A 17,423-nucleotide genomic window follows, 5' to 3' on the forward strand; every position below is an offset into this window, starting at 1 on the left:
CGCTACTTGCGGGCGGCGAAAGCCGTACTGATCCGTATCGAGGTCTGCGGCGCAACCGGATCGCTGACCTCGTTCTCGAATGCTCCCATCACTTCCTGCGCCGTGGCACCGGCGAAGTTGGCCTGAAACCGACTGTTTCTTCCGGCATCGCCGCCCAGCGTGTCGAGCACCCCGCGCGGCGGAAAAGGCGTGATCGTCATGCGCGAAAAGGTGACTTTCTCCCCGGTTCGATCGTTCGTACCTGAAAGGTCAAGATAGCAGGTAAAGGCGGTCGTCTGATAGTCGATCGAAAGGTGTATCGTACCCGTTATTGCATAGACATTGGAACTTCCCACGCCCCGGGCATTGCCGATTACCAGCCCTTCGTAGACCGCAGCGCCAGTCACGGTGGTCCGGTAAGCATCGAACGGAATACCGAATGCGAATGGCACGACGCCGTGCAGTGTCTCGCCAGTCGCGGTGTTCGTGTAGCTCGTCTGCCCCAGCGCGATCGACGAGAACTGCAAGGGCAAGCCGGGATTGCTCGTGCCCATTCGCAACTGCCGCACATTGAAGCTCACGCCGTTGCTAGCCCCGGTATAGACCGCATAAGTCGCGTCCGACTGCCCGCTGGCCAGCGAGAGCGTGCCGCTTCCGATGCTCGGCATGCCATAATAGAGGAAGCCGGAAGCGCTGTAAGTGAAGCTGCCTCGTTGCGCGTCATAGGTGATCGGCGTGCCCGGGCCGAACACCGTGCTGTTGACCGCCGTGACCAGCCCGCTGCCGTTGCGCGCATAGCCGTTGTCACCCTCGTAGCCAGTCAACTGTGTCGATGCCGTCAGCGACAGCAATGTCGGTTCACCGCTTGCAGGTGGCGTCGGTGTCGGGCTTGGGCTGGACGTGGGGACTGACGTTGGCGTAGCCGATGGCGTAGACGATGAACCGTCCGATCCGCCGCACCCGGAAATCGCCAGACACATGAGAGCAAACAGCGGCAATCGCCCGAATTTCATCTACACCCCCGGTTGCAGGTTCCCTGAGAGCTGGATCGGCCATGGCGACGCCCATGGCAAGATCAAACCATAAGAAACATTATCTTTTCCAGCATTCATGCACCCCAAACCGAAGTGCAGCTTGGCCTCAGCGCACTACTTATCTAACTAGGTCCGTCCACCCAAGAACCGCTGAAGGATTTCATGGAACAACATGCCCAGGCATTCCTGCTGCGCGACGGATTTTTCCTGCTGGGAACCGCGCTCGGCTTCGTGCTGCTGTTCCGGCGGCTGGGGATCGGCGCCACGCTGGGGTTCCTGACCACCGGCGCGGTGCTGGGTCCCTATGTCCTGAACCTCGTCGGCGATCCCGAAAGCAAGATGGGCATCGCCGAACTGGGCATCACCCTGCTGCTGTTCATCGTCGGGCTCGAACTCGCGCCAGCGCGCCTGTGGAAGATGCGGCACGAGATTTTCGGGCTCGGCTTGCTGCAGGTGGTGCTGTGCGGGCTGGCGGTTTCGGCCGTTATCTATTTCTTCACCGGCTTCAGCCTGCAGGCCTCGCTGGCGCTGGGTCTGCCGCTGGGGCTGTCGTCCACCGCGCAGGTGCTGCCGATGCTGCAGAGCGCCGGGCGCCTGCACACGCCGTTCGGCGAGCGATCCTTCGCGATCCTGTTGTTCCAGGACCTGTCGATCATCCCGCTGATCACCATCATCGCGGCAATGAACCGCAATCCGGCGCTGCCTTCCGGCCCGCCGGGATGGGTGCTGGGGCTGGAGACGGTCGCCGCCATCGTCGGCCTGATCCTCGCGGGGCGCTTCGTCATCCGGCCGCTGTTCGGCCTGATCGGCAACCTCGGCGAGCGCGAAATGTTCGTCTTCGCCGCGCTGTTCACGGTCATGGCCTCGGGCGCCTTGATGCAGGCGCTCGGCCTTTCGACCGCGCTTGGCGCCTTCATCGCAGGCGTCATGCTGGCGGATTCGCCCTATCGCCACGAACTTGAGGCCGACGTCGAACCGTTCCGCGCGATCCTGCTGGGGCTGTTCTTCATGTCGGTGGGCATGATGCTGGACCTCTCGGCCATCGCCGAACGCCCCTTGTTCGTCATGGCGATGGCGCTCGCGCTGATCGCGGTGAAGGGCGGCATCATCTTCCTGCTCGGCCTCGCCTTCCGGATGGAGTGGCGCAGCGCCCTCGCGCTCGGCCTGCTGCTCAGTCAGGGGGGTGAATTCGCCTTCGTCCTGTTTGCGCAGGCCAGCAATGCGATGCTGGTGGATGCGCAGGCGACCAGTCTGTTCAGCGCCATCGTCACTCTCTCGATGGTCACCACGCCGTTCCTGATGATGGCGACGCGCGGCATCCGCGAACGACCCGAGGGCAAGAAGGAAGTCCGCGAGGGCCCGCACGAGGACGGCGCCAACGCGATCGTCGTGGGCTATGGCCGCTTCGGGCAGACGGTGGCGCAGATGCTGATCGCCGCCGACATTCCGGTGACGATGATCGACACCGACATCGAGATGATCGACATCGCCCGGGACTTCGGCGCGCAAGTCTGGTTCGGTGACGGCACCCGCATCGACATGCTGCGGCAGGCGGGCGCGGCGGAGGCCGAACTGATCGTCTTCTGCATCGACGGCGACCAGTTGACCGAGCCGTTCCTGCAGGCCGTCCACCAGGCTTTCCCCAATGCGCAAGTCCACGCCCGCGTGTTCGACCGCCGCGCGCTGGTGCGGCTGAAGGACGCGCCGATCGCCTCGATGGCGCGCGAGGTGATGGAATCGGCGGTGGTGCTGGCGCGCAAGGCGCTCAAGGGGCTGGACGTGGCGCTCGGCGACATCGATCGCGCCGAACAGATGTACCGCAAGAGCGACAAGGAACGCCTGACCGTGCAGTACGAAGGCGGCGACGTGCGTGCCGCGCGGGAGCACATCATCACGCAGCGGCCGAGGGACCGGCGGTAGCTAGGTGTCGTCATTGCAAGCGCAGCGAAGCAATCCAGAGCAGTATCAAGCCGCCCTGGATTGCTTCGCTACGCTCGCGGGTGACGAAAGGTGGTCAGCCCACGAAAGGCGCCGCCACTTCCGGTGGCACACGCATCAGCCGGCCTGAGGCGATGTCGATCATCGCCCATGTCGTGCGGGCCGAGACGATCACCTTGCCCGCCGCGTTACGGAAATCCACCCGCCGGTCGAACCGCGCGCCGCTCGGTCCTTCGGGAATGAAGGTCTCGCCGGTCACGCTCTCGCCTTCGCGGATGTTGCCGCGGTAATCGATCTCGTGACGGGTGACGAGCCAAGCGTACTTCTCCTGATGCTCAGGCGGGGCGACGGCGGCCCAGTGCGCGCCCGCCATCGCCTCCATCCACTGCACCCACACCGCATTGTTGACGTGGCCCATCACATCGATGTGCTCGGGCAACGCGGTGAAGGTGAGCGTGAAGGTCATAACGGATGAACTCGCTAGATCGGCGTGGGGGCTTCGACAAGCTCAGCCTGAGCGGGAATGGGAGGTTTGCGCCAGCCCCGCTCACCCTGAGCTTGTCGAAGGGTCAGACGCCCAGCTGCCACAGGATGAAGGCGAACTCCTCCGCCGTTTCCTTCAGGCTCTCGAAGCGGCCCGACTTGCCGCCGTGGCCCGCGCCCATGTTGGTCTTGAGGATCAGTTCGTTGCCGTCGGTCTTCACCTCGCGCAGCTTCGCGACCCACTTCGCGGGCTCCCAGTAGGTTACGCGCGGGTCGTTGAGGCCCGCAGTCACCATCAGCGGCGGATAGGCCTGCGGCTTGACCTGATCGTAGGGGCTGTAGCTCAGGATCAGATCGAAGGCGGCCTTGTCCTCGATCGGGTTGCCCCATTCGGGCCACTCGCCCGGCGTCAGCGGCAGGGTGTCGTCGAGCATGGTGCTCAGCACATCCACGAAGGGCACGTGCGCCACCACCGCGCCGAACAGCTCGGGGTCGGAGTTGATGACCGCGCCCATCAGTTCACCGCCCGCCGAGCCGCCGGAGATGCTGATCCGGCCCGCTTCGGTGAAGCCGCGCTGGATCAGGCCCTTGGCGACATCGACGAAGTCGTTGAAGGTATTCTCGCGCCGCTCCAGCTTGCCCGCCTTGTACCACGCGCGGCCGAGGTCGTCACCGCCGCGGATATGCGCGATGGCATAGGCGAACCCGCGATCGACCAGGCTGAGGCGCGAGATCGAGAAGCCCGGATCGATGGCGATTCCGTAAGCGCCGTAGCCATAGAGGTGCAGCGGCCCGGCTCCCGTCCGGTCCTTGCGATAGACGATGGAAACGGGGATCGCGGTGCCGTCGCGCGCAGGTATCTCCAGCCGCTCGGTGGCATAGAGCGAAGCGTCGTAGCCCGAGGGAATTTCCTGGACCTTGAGCGTCTCGAGCGTGCGCGCCGCGACGTCGTAATCCATCACCGAAGACGGCGCGACCATCGACTCGTACGTCAGCCGCAGCGTCTCCATGTGCCATTCGGGGTTGTTGGACAGCCCCGCCGAGTAGCTCGCCTCGGGGAAGGCGATCGGCTCGATCCGCGCCGGATCGTCGTAGTAGCGCAGCTCGATCTGGTCGAGACCAGCGCGGCGCCCCTCGATCACGTAGAAATCGCGGAACAGATCGAAGCCCGTCAGGTAAAACTCGTCCGTGCCCTCGATCAGCGTCGTCCACTCGCCGGGGTTCGCCAGCGGCGCGGTGGCGAGGCGGAAGTTCTCGTGGGTGTCGTTGGTGTGGATGTAGAGCACGTCGCCGCGCTCATCGACATCGTATTCCACGCCCTTGACGCGGGCCTTCACGAGAATCTGCTCGCCGAGCGGATCGTCGGCGAGGACCATGCGGCATTCGCTGGTCTCATGGTCGCTGGTGCCGATCAGCAGCCACTTCTCGTTCGAGGAGAGCGAGGAGCCGACGCGGAAACCTTCGTCGTCCTCGTGGTAAAGTTCGACGTCGTCTTCCACCGGCTGGCCCAGCCAGTGCAGGCGGGCATTGTCGGTACGCCATTGCTCGTTCGCCAGCGAGTAGACGAGGCCCTTGTCCTTCGCCACCCAGACCAGCGAGGACAGCGTGCCGGGGATCTCGTCCGGCAGCAGTTCGCCGGTGGTCAGATCCTTGATCCGCGCGGTGAAGCGCTCCGACCCGCTGTCGTCATACGCGTAAGCGAGCAAGCGCCCGTCCGTCGTCGTCGAGATCGCGCCGAGGCGGAAGTAGTCCTTGCCCTCGGCGAGCGCCACTTCGTCGAGCATCAGTTCGGGCTCGCCGCCCGCGACGGGTTTGCGCCACCACTTCTTGTATTCGGCGCCTTCCTCGAACTCGATCCAGTAGAGCCAGTCGCCATCCTTCTGCGGGACCGACGAATCGGCTTCCTTGATGCGGCCGCGCATTTCCTTGAACAGCGCGTCGATGCGGCCCTTGTGCTGGTCCATCTTCGATTCGAACCAGCGGTTCTCCGCCTCGAGATGGTCGAGGACCTCCTTGTCCTTCACCTCGGGATAGCCGGGATCGCGCAGCCAGGCGTAGTCGTCGCTGACGGTGACGCCGTGATGGGTGAAGGAATGCGGCTTCTTCGCCGCCTGCGGGGGACCGATGAGGGTCGGGGTGGAATCTGCCATGCGCACCATCTATGATTGCTCAATACCCCCCGCAAGCCGGAACCCATGACATGCTGATGAATACCCACGAAGCCCGCCTCGATGCGCTCCGCAAGGAACTGAAGGCGCGCGGCCTCGATGGCTTCGTGATCCCTATCTCCGACGAGCACATGAGCGAGTACGTCGGCGCCTATGCCCAGCGGCTGGAATGGCTGACCGGCTTCGGCGGCTCGGCCGGAACCGCCGTTGTGCTGACCAACGCAGGCCGCTCGCCTGCCGCTGCCATGTTCGTGGACGGACGCTATACCCTGCAGGTGCGCGATCAGGTCGATGGCAGGCTCTATGCCTACGAAAGCGTGCCTGCGACCAGCGTTCCGGCATGGCTCGCCGAGCATGCGCCCAAGGGCGCGCGGATCGGCTACGACGCATGGCTTCACGGCTCGAAGTGGGCGCAGGCGGTGGAAGCCACGCTCGCGGCCAAGGGCGGCGCGCTGATCGCGGTCGAGGGCAACCCGATCGATGCCGTGTGGCAAGACCAGCCCGCCCCTTCGGCCGCTCCCGCCGTGGTCCACCCGGACACGTTCACCGGCGAGGCGAGCGAGGCCAAGCGCGCCGCCATTTCCGAATGGCTCGCCGCCAAGAACCTCGACGCGACGGTGATCACCGCACTCGATTCGATCGCCTGGCTGCTCAACATCCGCGGCGCTGACGTGGACCGCACCCCCGTCGCGCTGTCCTACGTCATCGCGCGGCAGGACGGCACCGCCGACCTGTTCATCGCCGGGGAAAAGGTGACCGACGAAGTCCGCCGCCACCTCGGCAACGCGGTGAATGTGCGCGAGCGCGCCGCCTTCACCCAGGGCCTGCGCGAACTGGCGGGCAAGCGCGTCGCCGTCGACCCCGAGCGCGCCGTCAGCGCCATCTTCGAGGAACTTCGCGCCGCCGGTGCCACGCTGGTGGAGGAACGCGATCCCACAGTGCTGCCCAAGGCCGTCAAGAACCCTGTCGAGCAGGCCGGCCACCGCGCCGCGCAAGGTCGCGACGCCGCCGCCGTGACGCGCTTCCTGCACTGGCTCGCGGTCGAGGCGCCCAAGGGCGAGGTCACCGAACTGTCAGCCGCCGCGAAACTGCAGGACTTGCGCGCCGTCGATCCCAGCCTGCGCGACCTGTCGTTCGACACGATCTCCGGCGCCGGTCCTAACGGAGCGAGCCCGCACTACCGCGTGTCGGAAGAGACCAGCCTCACGCTGGAGCCCAACTCGGTCTACCTCGTCGATTCGGGTGGGCAGTACCTCGACGGTACCACCGACATCACCCGCACCGTCTGGGTCGGGCCTGATGCGCCCTTCGCCGAAGTGAAGGACCGCTTCACCCGCGTGCTCAAGGGCCACATCGCGCTGGCCCTTGCGGTCTTCCCCAAGGGCACGGCGGGCAGCCAGCTCGACGTGCTGGCGCGCCATGCGCTGTGGCAGGTGGGGCTCGACTATGCCCACGGCACCGGCCACGGCGTCGGCAGCTTCCTTGCCGTCCACGAAGGGCCGCAGCGCATCGCCAAGTCCTCGGGCGGGCAGGCGGGCACCGACCAGCCGCTGCTGCCGGGCATGTTCCTCTCGAACGAGCCGGGCTACTATAAGACCGGCGAATACGGCATCCGCATCGAAAACCTGATCCTCGTCGAAAAGCGCGAGATCGCGGGCTCGGACGGCGAATACTACGGCTTCGAGACGCTCACCCACGTGCCGATTGAGCGGCGCCTGGTGGACACATCGCTGCTATCTCCAGCCGAAATCGCGTGGTGGAACGACTATCACGCGCGGGTGCTGGAGATCGTGGCGCCGCAGCTTGAGGGCCCGGATTCGGCGGCCGCTCTGGACTGGCTGCGTGCCCAGTGCGAGCCGCTCTGAGATGACGGCGCGCGACCTTCGCACTTATCCGGTCCACCTCGGCCTTGGTGCGAAGGTCGCGGACCAGCCTGCCTTCACCGGGATGGACTGGTACGCAGCCTATGGGGAGCGCACCGCAGCCGATGGGAAGGAGGGCCGCCTCGTCAGCATGTACGATTTCTCGACCAGCTGGGATTCGTGGGAAATGCACCCGGAGGGCGACGAATTGGTCGTGTGCCTCTCCGGCGAAATGACGCTGATCCAGGAATATCCCGATGGCCGCCTCCATTCCGAGACCTTGCAGGCGGGGCAGTACATCGTGAACCCGGCGGGCGTGTGGCACACCGCCGACGTCTCGCAACCCGTGAGCGCGCTGTTCGTGACGGCGGGAATGGGCACACAGGGCCGCCCGCGCTAAATCCTCCTCCAAGACAAGCGCGGGGAGGGATAGCTTGCAGATGAACGCCCCGCTCTACTTGTGACAATTGACGACAATAAACGCATGTCCCGGCACAACTGCGCGACAACCGGCGTTTAGACAGGATCATAGAGAGTCGCAGGACAGTTCTTCCCCCTCCCTTCCCTTGCTGTCCTGTGGCTCTCATCCAATTGTTACGGGACAAGACACATGACCTCGATGAAGACCCTGCTGCTCGGCCTTTCGGCTGCTGCACTGACGATCGGCGGCGTGGCCTGCGCCCAGGCCCCGGCAAACAACGCCCCTGCCGCGCAAAAGCCCCGCATGGAGCGTCCCAGGATGGACGCCGACGGCGACGGCGTGATCACCCGCGCCGAGGCCCAGACCCGAGCGACCGAACTCTTCGCGAAGCTCGACGTCAACAAGGACGGCAAGCTCGACAAGGCCGACCGCGAACTGATGCACCAGCAGATGCGCGAGAAAATGTTCGCGAAGCTCGATACCAACGGCGACGGCTCGATCTCCAAGGCTGAGTTCATGGCCGATCGCGGTCCCGAAGGGCGTGGCCCCGGCGGCCCCGGTCCTGACGGCATGGACGGCCCCCCGCCCCCGCCTCCCGCCGGTGAAGACGGCGCTCCTCCCCCGCCCCCTCCCGGCGGCGAGCATGACGGCATGCGCGCCGGAATGCACGGGGGTATGCACGGCGGCAAGATGGGCCGCGGCGGCCCCGGTCGCTTCGGCGGTCCGCGCGGCGGCAAGATGATGGAGAAGCAGGCCGACGCCAACAACGACGGCGCCGTCACCCAGGCCGAATTCATTGCCGCTGCCCTCAAGCGCTTCGATGCGCAGGACACCAACCACGACGGCAAGGTGACCAAGGAAGAGCGCGCAGCCGCCCGCAAGGCGCACATGGACGAGCGCAAGGCCCGCTGGGAGACCAAGAAGGCTGACAAGAAGGCTGCGAACTGACAGGAAGGCGCGGTAACGCCATGGATTTAGAGATGAACGATACCGCGCCTGCTCCTTCTCCGGCCAAGCTGCTGCTCGTCGACGACGAGGCTTCCCTTCGCGAACCCCTGGGCGACTACCTGTCGCGGCAGGGGTTCGCCGTCGTCCAGGCGTCGAGCGCGGCCGAGGCCCGCTCGCGCCTGCGGGACGCCAAATTCGACCTCGTCCTGCTGGACATCATGATGCCCGGCGAGGACGGCCTGTCGCTCTGCCGCCATCTGGTCGAGGCGCAGGACGTGCCGGTGATCTTCCTCACCGCGCGCGGCGAGGCGACCGACCGCATCGTCGGGCTGGAGATCGGCGCCGACGACTACGTCGTGAAGCCCTTCGAGCCGCGCGAACTGGTCGCCCGCGTGCGCAGCGTCCTGCGCCGCGCCAACCGCGCCGCGCCCGCGCCGGTCGAGAACGAGGCCTTCGAGTTCGAGGGCTGGCGGCTCGATCCGCTCAAGCGCCGCCTGATCGATGCCGAAGGCGCGGTCGTCGCCATTTCCTCGGTGGAATACCGGCTGCTGATGGCCTTCCTCGAACACCCCCGGCAAGTGCTCAACCGCGACCGCCTGCTCGACATGGTGCAGGGCCGCGAGGCGCACCTGTTCGACCGCGCGGTGGACAACCAGGTCAGCCGCCTGCGCCGCAAGATCGAGCAGGACAGCCGCAACGCCCAGCTTATCCAGACGGTCTGGGGCGGCGGCTACATGCTGGCGGCGGACGTGCGCCGCGTACCGATAGAGGACTGATGCGCCTTGCGATCCCTTCCGTGATCAGGCCCCGCAGCCTGATGGGCCAGATGCTGCTCGCGGTGGCGGCGGCGCTGCTGCTGGTGCAGGGCATCGGCGCCCTGCTCGTCTACCGCGCCCAGCGCGAGGGCTACGAGGCCGGCATGAGCAATGCCGTCGCCTTCAAGCTCATTGCCGAGACGCGCGGACGCGGTGCCCTTGGACGGATGCTGCGCGGCAACGATCGGGACCGGGATCGCGCGCCTTTCGGTGGGCCGCCCCTGCGCGGCTTCCCGCTGGAACTCAGCGAGGGCTCCCCGCTGCGCACCGGCGAAAAGCGTGACGCCGACATGGAAGAGCGGCTGCAGCACACGCTGGCCGAACAGGACTTTCCCGCTTCGCAGATCGTGGTCGTCCACCGCACCGTCGGCCGGGATGCGTTCGCCCGCACTCATACCTACAAACGCGCCGCGCATGGTCGGCTCGAAGGGCCGGAAGTCAGCGAGATGATGGACGATCACTTGCTGGTGGTCGGCGTCAAGCAGCCAGGCAAGACCAGCTGGATGGTCGCCCGCGTGCGCAGCCCGCGCGCCTTCAACGTCATGATCCGCCCGCTGATCGTGCAGACCGTGATCATCTACCTCGTGCTCGTCGGCGCCGTCGCGCTCATCCTGCGGCGTATCACCAGGCCGCTGGCCGCGCTCACCCGCCGGGTCGAGCAATTCGCCGTCAGCCCCGGCTCGGCCGGCCAGCTCGATCCCAGCGGGCCGGACGACATGCAGCGCCTGATCGTCGCGCACAACGCGATGGAAGCGCGCATCGTCGCCATGCTGGATGAGAAGGACGTGATGCTGGGCGCCATCGGCCACGACCTCAAGACCCCGCTCGCGGCCCTGCGCGTCCGCATCGAATCGGTCGAGGACGATACCGAGCGCGGCCGCATGGCCGCGACGATCGAGGACATCGTGCGCACCCTCGACGACATCCTCTCGCTCGCCCGCGTCGGCCGCCCAAGCGACCCGCGCGAGCGTACCGAACTTTCCGCGCTCGTGGCCTCGGTCGTCGAGGAATACGAGGACATGGGTGAGCCGGTCGATCTCGGCGACACCCAGCGCACCGTCCTCGAACTGCGCTCGACCTGGCTGCGGCGCGCCTTGCGCAATCTCATCGACAACGCGCTGCGCTACGGCGGCGGTGCCAGGGTGGGGCTGGAGAAGGACGGAGACCATGCGGTGATCCGCATCGAGGACGACGGCCCCGGCATCCCCGACGACGAGATCGAGGCGATGACCAATCCTTTCGTGCGGGGCGACCCTTCGCGCAACAAGGCGACCGGCGGGGCGGGCCTCGGTCTGGCTCTGGCGCGGGCCATCGCCGACCAGCACGGCGGCGCTCTGGTGCTGGCAAACCGGCTTTCGCCCACCGGCGAGGTCGAAGGACTGACGGTGAGACTGGAGCTGCCGCTGAGCTGAGTGCCTCCCCGGCTCGGGCAGGAACCTTACCGCAACGTCGCGAATTCCGCGTCGATCTGGGCCCCCATCATGTCGTCGAGCAGCCCGCAGTTGCGCACCCGCTCGACCGCGCGGTCCAGTTCGAGCGCCCCCGGCGTCGCCGCGAACGCCGCCTTGAAATCCCGCGCGATCCGGTCCGCCCAGGCCACCGAGCAGAACCGTCCGAGCATCTGCGGCAGGCGCGTCGAAACCGCCTGCCCGTCCGCCCCGCCGAGCAAGGCCCCGACGTGGGACAGCGCCCAGGCGTAGCCATATTCGCGGCTGGCACTGCGCGCCATGATACCGTCGAGCAGATCGCGCCGCTCGCTCTCGCGCAGGCGCGGATCGTCGAGCGAAAGCAGCCACGCCGCCATCGCCGGAAAGCCCGTGCGCGCCGCCGCGCCAAGCGCTGCCGGGCGAAATACCGGGTCCTCCGAAGCCAGCGCCTTGTCCACCAGCGTGCGCACCGCCGCTCCATCGCGGTCGTAAAGGTACAGATCGAACGCATGGTCGAACCACGCGGGGTCAAGCGCAGCCCCATCACCCGCCAGGTAAGCCACAGCAGCCGCGCCCAGCTGCTTTCGCAGCTGCCGCCCGGCGCTGGTGCCGACGAGCGCATTGACCACCTGCACCCGCCGCTGCGCGCGTGCTGCTCCCTCATGCGCATAAACGCCGGCGCGCGGGTCGAAGCCATACTCCTTCAGAAGCGGCCCGTAGAGCTTCTCGCGCAGGAGCCGGAACCCCCGCCGTCCCGGTGCGCCGACGATGTTCTCGCGCACCAGCTTCGCCAGCGCCTTGTCGGCGGCGTCGGCGGCATGAGGATCGGGGTGCCGGATGAGCCTGCGCTCCAGCCGCGCCATCTCGCCGATGGTGCCGCGCCCCGCGCGGATCGAAGCCCAGAGCGAATCGACCAGCGCCAGTGCCTCGCCGCCCGGCAGGCGGTCGGCCCCGGCGATCAGTTCCTGCCAGTGGCCGGCGGTCAGCTCGAAGCGGTAGTAGCCGGTGCCGCCCGCGTTGGGGAACACCGGCCCCTCTCCGGGCAGCATGAAGCTCTGCGTGTGCTGGTCCATGATGAAGCAGCGGCGCGCTTCTCCCCCTTTGCCATCCCGGCGTCGCAGGCACAGCGGGATCGTCCAGCGCGTTTCGGGCGGCGCGACGCCCGCCGTGGTGTAGCGCAACTGCGTGACCATGACCCGGTCCCCGTCGCGCCGCATGGCAAGGAGCGGCACGCCCTGCTGCTCGACGAAGCTGCGCATCGCCGGCACCAGCTTGGGATTGCCCGCGACTTCGGCGAGCGCGGCGAAGAAGTCCTCGCTGGTGGCGGTGCCCCCCGCATGCGCGGCGATATACCGGCGCACACCCTCGCGGAACCGCTCGTCGCCCAGCCATGCCGCGACCATGCCAACGACGTGGCCGCCCTTGCCGTACGTGATCGCATCGAAGGCGGTTTCGATCCGGCGGCTGTCGTCGATGGACTGGTGCACCGGCCGACCGACGAGGAGTGCGTCGGTTTCCATCGCCTCGAATCCGGTGCCCAGCGCATCTCGGGCGATGCCGAGGTCCGGGCGCCAGGCGTCACCGATGCGGTAGCCGATCCAGTTGGCGAAGCTCTCGTTCAGCCACAAGTCGTCCCACCATGCCGGAGTGACGAGATCGCCGAACCACTGATGGCCGAGTTCGTGCGCCACGATCGTGCCGAAGGCGCGCTGGCGGGTGACCGGCGCCCCGGCATCCACCACCAGCAGGTCGTCGCGATAGAGCGCCGCGCCCGCGTTCTCCATGGCGCCGGGCAGGACCGGCGTGGTGATCTGGTCCAGCTTGGGGAAGGGAAAGGGCGTGCCAAAATAATCCTCCAGCAGCCCGGTGATGCGGCGCGTACCGTCAAGCGCGAAAGCCAGCCTGTCGGCGTTCTGGCGGGTCGAGACGATGCGCAGGGGCAAAGACTTCGCCTCCCCCGCCAGCGAAGCGAAAGGGCCGACCATCATCGCGGCGAGGTATGTCGGCAGCGGTGCGGTGGGCGCGAAGCGGTGCACCTCCAGCCCGTTCTCGATGACCGGCGGCCCGGCTTCGGGCGCATTGCCGATCGCGGTCAGGCCCTTGGGCGTGCGCAGGGTGAGGGTGAAGGGCGTCTTGAAGCCGGGCTGGTCGAAGCCGGGGAACGCGGCGCGGGCATCGATCGCCTCGAAATGGGACCAGACATGCCATGCGCCTTCGACCTGCTCGCGGAAAAGTCCGGCCGGTCCGTCGGCAAAGGGGGCGCCGTAATCGAAGGCCAGCGTGACCGGCCCGGCGGGCAGGTCTTCCGGGAATGCGATTCGCGCGACGCCGATGGGGTCGATCTGCTGCCAGCGCCCGGCAATCGACCGGCCCTCTGCCCGCGCAATGACGCGCGACACGTCGAGCCCGCGCCCGTGCAGCACGATGGAAGAGGCGGGCGCGGCGAGCATGACGTCGATCTCGACATGCCCGGAAAAGCGCGGGCGAGACGGATCGATGGTGAGGTCCAGCCGGTAGGCCGCAGGTTTGGCGGTGTCGTCGAGCCGCCCGAGCGGGACCGATTGCGCCTGTGCGGCTACGGTCATGCTGCCGAACAGAAGGGCAAGCAGCATCACGATACGTCGTCCCGGACTTGATCCGGGACCGCTGGCCGTGACCCGGCCGCCGGCCAGCGCGTGCAACGCGCTTCTGCCCAAGGATCGCCACCTGTCCCGGATCAAGTCCGGGACGACGAGCCTTCGCACTATCGCATCAATCCGCCGATGAGATTGCGCGCGAACCTGCCAAGTCCGGGGAAGCCGATCGCCTTGCCCAGCGCATCACCCACCGTCCCGGCGGCGGCGCTGGCGGCCGAGGCCTTGGGGCTGGCGCGGCTCTTCTTGCCCTGCATCGTCTGCGCGAGGATCGACCCGGCGCTGGCGGCCGCAGCCCCGGCGGCGGCCTTGGCGACCTTGCCGCCGATGCCGTCCCACAGGCCGGGGCTCCTGCGCTCCTGCTTGGCGACCTCGTCGCGGCCTTTCTCCTCCACCTCCTGCGCAGTGGCGGCGGCGTCGGCGGCCTTGGCGGCGAGCACTTCCTCCGCGCTCTCGCGGTCGACGCGGGTGTCGTATTTGCCCTCGAAGGGGCTGATCGACTGGACGATCGCACGCTCCTTGTCGGTGATCGGCCCCAGCCTCGAGCGCGGCGGCGCCACCAGCGTGCGCTGTACCACCGAAGGCGCGCCGTCGTCGCCCAGCGTGGAGACCAGCGCCTCGCCCACCTTCAACTCGGTGATCGCCGCCTCGACGTCGAGCTGCGGGTTGATGCGGAAGGTATCGGCGGCCGCCTTGATCGCGCGCTTGTCACGCGGGGTGAAGGCGCGCAGCGCATGCTGGACGCGGTTGCCGAGCTGCCCGGCGATCTCCTCGGGAATGTCGATCGGGTTCTGCGTCACGAAGTAGACGCCCACGCCCTTGGAACGGACGAGGCGAACGACCTGCTCGACCTTGTCCTGCAGCGCCTTGGGCGCATCGTCGAACAGCAGGTGCGCCTCGTCGAAGAAGAACACCAGCTTGGGCTTTTCCGGATCGCCGACTTCGGGCAGCACCTCAAACAGTTCGGACAGCAGCCAGAGCAGGAACGTGGCGTAGAGCTTCGGGCTGCGCATCAGCTTGTCGGCGGCAAGGACGTTGATGTAGCCGCGCCCCTGATCGTCGCACTTGATGAAATCGGCGATCTCCAGCGCGGGCTCACCGAAGAACTGCGCCGCCCCCTGGCTGTCGAGCGCGAGGAGCTGGCGCTGGATGGTGCCGACGCTCGCCTTGGACACGTTGCCGTACTTGACGCCCAGATCGGCGGCGTTCTGCCCCACATACGTCAGCATCGCCTGCAGGTCTTCGAGGTCCAGCAGCAGCAGGCCCTGTTCGTCGGCATAGCGAAAGACGATGTTGAGCACGCCCTCCTGCGTCTCGTTGAGGTCCATCAGCCGGGACAGCAGCAGCGGTCCCATCTCGGAGATCGTAGTGCGCACCGGATGGCCCTGCTCGCCGTAGATATCCCAGAAGACCGCGGGGTTGTCGGCGTAGGCATAGTCGGCGATGCCGATCTCCTTCGCCCGCGATTCCAGGATGGCGGCGTTCTTGAACTGCGGGCTCCCGGCCATGCACACGCCCGAGAGGTCGCCCTTCACGTCGGCCATGAACACCGGCACCCCGGCAGCGGAGAATTGCTCGGCAATGGTCTGCAGGGTCACCGTCTTGCCGGTGCCGGTCGCGCCCGCGATCAGGCCATGGCGGTTGGCGCGGCCAAGGCGCAGCACCTGCCGCTCTCCATCGCCGCCTAGTCCGAGGAAAATCTCGTTCATCCCGTCGTCTCCAAGCCCTGTCGCACCATGGGTGTAGCGTGGCAATCGGTGCTGCGGAAGGGCCCACCCCCAACCCCTCCCGCTTGCGGGAGGGGAGCGAGACTTACGAAGCCGCAGGCGTAGTTAGTCGCAGCGGGGTGTGCACAGCGGCAAACTCCCGCTAAAGGCCCGCCCGATCCCATGACCGACCCTTTCGTCCTCCTCGATGACGCCCGCAGCGAAGGCGCCGCCGATGCCCGGCTCTACCGCGGCGCCCGCGAAACCGTAGTGGCGATGCGCGGTGACGAAGTGCTGCCCGCGCTGGAGCGTCTGCAGGCCCTCTCGCGGCAGGGCCTGCATTTGGCGGGCTACATGACCTACGAGGCCGGACTGGCGCTGGAACCGCGCCTCGCCGGGCGCTTGCGGGAAACCGGTGCCCCGCTGCTGTGGTTCGGCGCCTTCGAGGGGTACGAGACGCTTTCTCCCGCCCAGGTCCCGCTCTGGCTGGTCGCCGGTGCCGGGCCGGAGCGCCCCGCCATCGGGCCGCTGGAGCCGCAAGTCGATCTCGGCGGCTACGAACGGGCCTTCGCCGCTATCCACGGCGCGATTCAAGCGGGCGACATCTACCAGGCGAACCTCACGCTGCCGCTTGCAGGCCCGTGGAGCGGCGACCCGCTGGCGCTCTACGCCGCGCTGCGCCCGCGCGCGGCGGCCGGTTACGGCGCGGTCATCCACGACGGCGCGCGCTGGCACCTCAGCTTCTCGCCGGAGCTGTTCTTCAGCCTTTCGGGCCGCGAGGCGGAAGTGCGCCCGATGAAAGGCACCCGCCCGCGCGGCCGCGATGCCGCCGGCGATGCCGCGCTGGCCGCCGATCTTGCCGCCAGCGCCAAGGACCGCGCCGAGAACCTGATGATCCTCGACCTCATGCGCAACGACCTGTCGCGCGTGGCCGAGCCGGGCAGCGTCCGGGTGGAAAACCCTTTCGCGATCGAGAGCTACCCCACCGTCCACCAGATGGTCTCAACAGTGCGCGCCACGCTTCCCGAGGGGCGCGGCGGACTCGACCTTTTGCGTGCCCTGTTCCCCTGCGGCTCGATCACCGGAGCGCCCAAGATCCGCGCCATGGAACTGATCGCCGAAGCCGAGCGGACACCGCGCGGGCTTTACTGCGGTTCTATCGGTTATCTCGAACCCTCTGGCGATGCGGCTTTCAATGTGGCAATCCGCACTCTGCGTCTCGACCGTGACGGTCGCGCTGTCCTAGGGGTCGGGTCCGCCGTGGTCGCGGATTCGCAAGCGCTTCCCGAATGGCGGGAATGTCTGGTCAAAGGGGGTTTCGTGCGAGAGTCGCAAGTGCAGGTTGCCGGAGAAGTGGTGTCGCCTGCCAGCTTCGATCTGATCGAGACGATGCGCTTCACGCCCGAAGACGGCATCGCGCTGCTTGAGCCGCACCTTGAACGCATAGCTGCGAGCGCCGCGACGCTGGGCTTCGGCTTCGACCGGCATGCGGTGCGCAACGCCATCCAGGCGCTGTGTTTCGAGGCGGAAGCCGCATCGAAGCTGCGCCTTGTGGTCGGCCGGACCGGGGCATTCTCGCTCGAACTGTCCGAGTTGCCCGCTCCTCTGACGGAGCCCGCCACCGTCGCGGCACTGCGCCTGCCGGTCGACAGCGGCGACTGGCGGCTCGCCCACAAGACCACCGATCGCGGCTTCTACGACAAGGGCCTCGAAGTGGCGCGCGCGAACGGCGCGGACGAGGCGATCCTGCTGCGCGACGACGGCCTCGTCACCGAGGGCTGCTTCACCAACCTGTTCGTCGAGAGCGGCGGCATGCTGCTGACCCCGCCCGCGGCGCTGGGCCTGCTGCCGGGCGTGCTGCGCCGTTCGCTGCTGGATTCGGGCCGCGCGGTGGAAGCGCAGCTGACGCTGGACGATCTGGCGGGTGGGTTCTTCATCGGCAATGCCCTGCGCGGGCTGATCCCGGCTCGGCTGCTGTAAATGGTAGATGTTCGGCCTGATGGGGCTTC

12 protein-coding genes are annotated in these 17,423 nt (G+C 67.4%); 7 read left to right on the top strand and 5 right to left on the bottom strand.

What is annotated here, in order from left to right; translation table 11 throughout:
- Window positions 1–2: 2 nt before the first annotated feature.
- Window positions 3–803 (bottom strand): hypothetical protein, encoded by an 801-nt coding sequence (locus tag BES08_RS11425; protein ID WP_069708346.1) that lies wholly within the window; start codon window positions 801–803, stop codon window positions 3–5.
- A 372-nt stretch (window positions 804–1,175) separates the two neighbouring features.
- Between BES08_RS11425 and BES08_RS11430 the strand changes: the two genes are divergently transcribed.
- Window positions 1,176–2,933 (top strand): cation:proton antiporter domain-containing protein, encoded by a 1,758-nt coding sequence (locus BES08_RS11430; protein WP_069708347.1) that lies wholly within the window; start codon window positions 1,176–1,178, stop codon window positions 2,931–2,933.
- A gap of 94 nt (window positions 2,934–3,027) precedes the next feature.
- Here BES08_RS11430 and BES08_RS11435 read toward each other — a convergent pair whose 3' ends face one another.
- Both BES08_RS11435 and BES08_RS11440 read right to left on the bottom strand, forming a co-directional pair.
- Window positions 3,028–3,417: an acyl-CoA thioesterase gene (locus BES08_RS11435; RefSeq protein WP_069708348.1), complete on the bottom strand. Its 390-nt coding sequence runs from the start codon at window positions 3,415–3,417 to the stop codon at window positions 3,028–3,030.
- Window positions 3,418–3,520: 103 nt separating this feature from the next.
- Window positions 3,521–5,584, bottom strand: coding sequence for a S9 family peptidase (locus BES08_RS11440; protein ID WP_420873437.1), 2,064 nt, complete (start codon window positions 5,582–5,584; stop codon window positions 3,521–3,523).
- 50 nt (window positions 5,585–5,634) lie between these two features.
- Here BES08_RS11440 and BES08_RS11445 point away from each other — a divergent pair, with 50 nt between their 5' ends.
- The 5 genes from BES08_RS11445 to BES08_RS11465 all read left to right on the top strand — a co-directional run bounded on the left by BES08_RS11445 (window position 5,635) and on the right by BES08_RS11465 (window position 11,060).
- Window positions 5,635–7,467, top strand: a complete 1,833-nt coding sequence (locus BES08_RS11445; protein WP_069708350.1) for an aminopeptidase P family protein — start codon at window positions 5,635–5,637, stop codon at window positions 7,465–7,467.
- 1 nt (window position 7,468) lies between these two features.
- Window positions 7,469–7,864 carry a cupin domain-containing protein gene (locus BES08_RS11450; RefSeq protein WP_069708351.1) on the top strand — a complete coding sequence of 132 codons (396 nt, stop codon included), beginning with the start codon at window positions 7,469–7,471 and terminating at the stop codon, window positions 7,862–7,864.
- Between the two features lie 210 nt (window positions 7,865–8,074).
- Window positions 8,075–8,833, top strand: a complete 759-nt coding sequence (locus tag BES08_RS11455; RefSeq protein ID WP_069708352.1) for an EF-hand domain-containing protein — start codon at window positions 8,075–8,077, stop codon at window positions 8,831–8,833.
- A gap of 32 nt (window positions 8,834–8,865) precedes the next feature.
- A complete protein-coding gene (locus tag BES08_RS11460) occupies window positions 8,866–9,609 on the top strand; it encodes a response regulator (protein ID WP_069708353.1) in 744 nt (247 codons plus the stop codon).
- Window positions 9,609–11,060 (top strand): sensor histidine kinase, encoded by a 1,452-nt coding sequence (locus BES08_RS11465; RefSeq protein WP_069708354.1) that lies wholly within the window; start codon window positions 9,609–9,611, stop codon window positions 11,058–11,060. The genes BES08_RS11460 and BES08_RS11465 overlap by 1 nt, the downstream gene beginning before the upstream one ends.
- A gap of 26 nt (window positions 11,061–11,086) precedes the next feature.
- On the opposite strand, the gene BES08_RS11470 is transcribed toward BES08_RS11465, so the two are convergent.
- Both BES08_RS11470 and BES08_RS11475 read right to left on the bottom strand, forming a co-directional pair.
- On the bottom strand, window positions 11,087–13,687 hold the full coding sequence (locus tag BES08_RS11470; RefSeq protein ID WP_069708355.1) for a M1 family metallopeptidase: 2,601 nt from the start codon (window positions 13,685–13,687) through the stop codon (window positions 11,087–11,089).
- Between the two features lie 131 nt (window positions 13,688–13,818).
- On the bottom strand, window positions 13,819–15,417 hold the full coding sequence (locus tag BES08_RS11475) for a helicase HerA-like domain-containing protein (RefSeq protein WP_069708356.1): 1,599 nt from the start codon (window positions 15,415–15,417) through the stop codon (window positions 13,819–13,821).
- A gap of 180 nt (window positions 15,418–15,597) precedes the next feature.
- Between BES08_RS11475 and pabB the strand changes: the two genes are divergently transcribed.
- The gene (gene pabB / locus BES08_RS11480; RefSeq protein WP_069708357.1) at window positions 15,598–17,394 is read left to right on the top strand and encodes an aminodeoxychorismate synthase component I; all 1,797 of its coding nucleotides are present in this window, start codon (window positions 15,598–15,600) and stop codon (window positions 17,392–17,394) included.
- Window positions 17,395–17,423 lie beyond the last annotated feature (29 nt).

Source organism: Novosphingobium resinovorum, assembly GCF_001742225.1.
GTDB classification, from domain to species: Bacteria; Pseudomonadota; Alphaproteobacteria; order Sphingomonadales; family Sphingomonadaceae; genus Novosphingobium; species Novosphingobium resinovorum_A.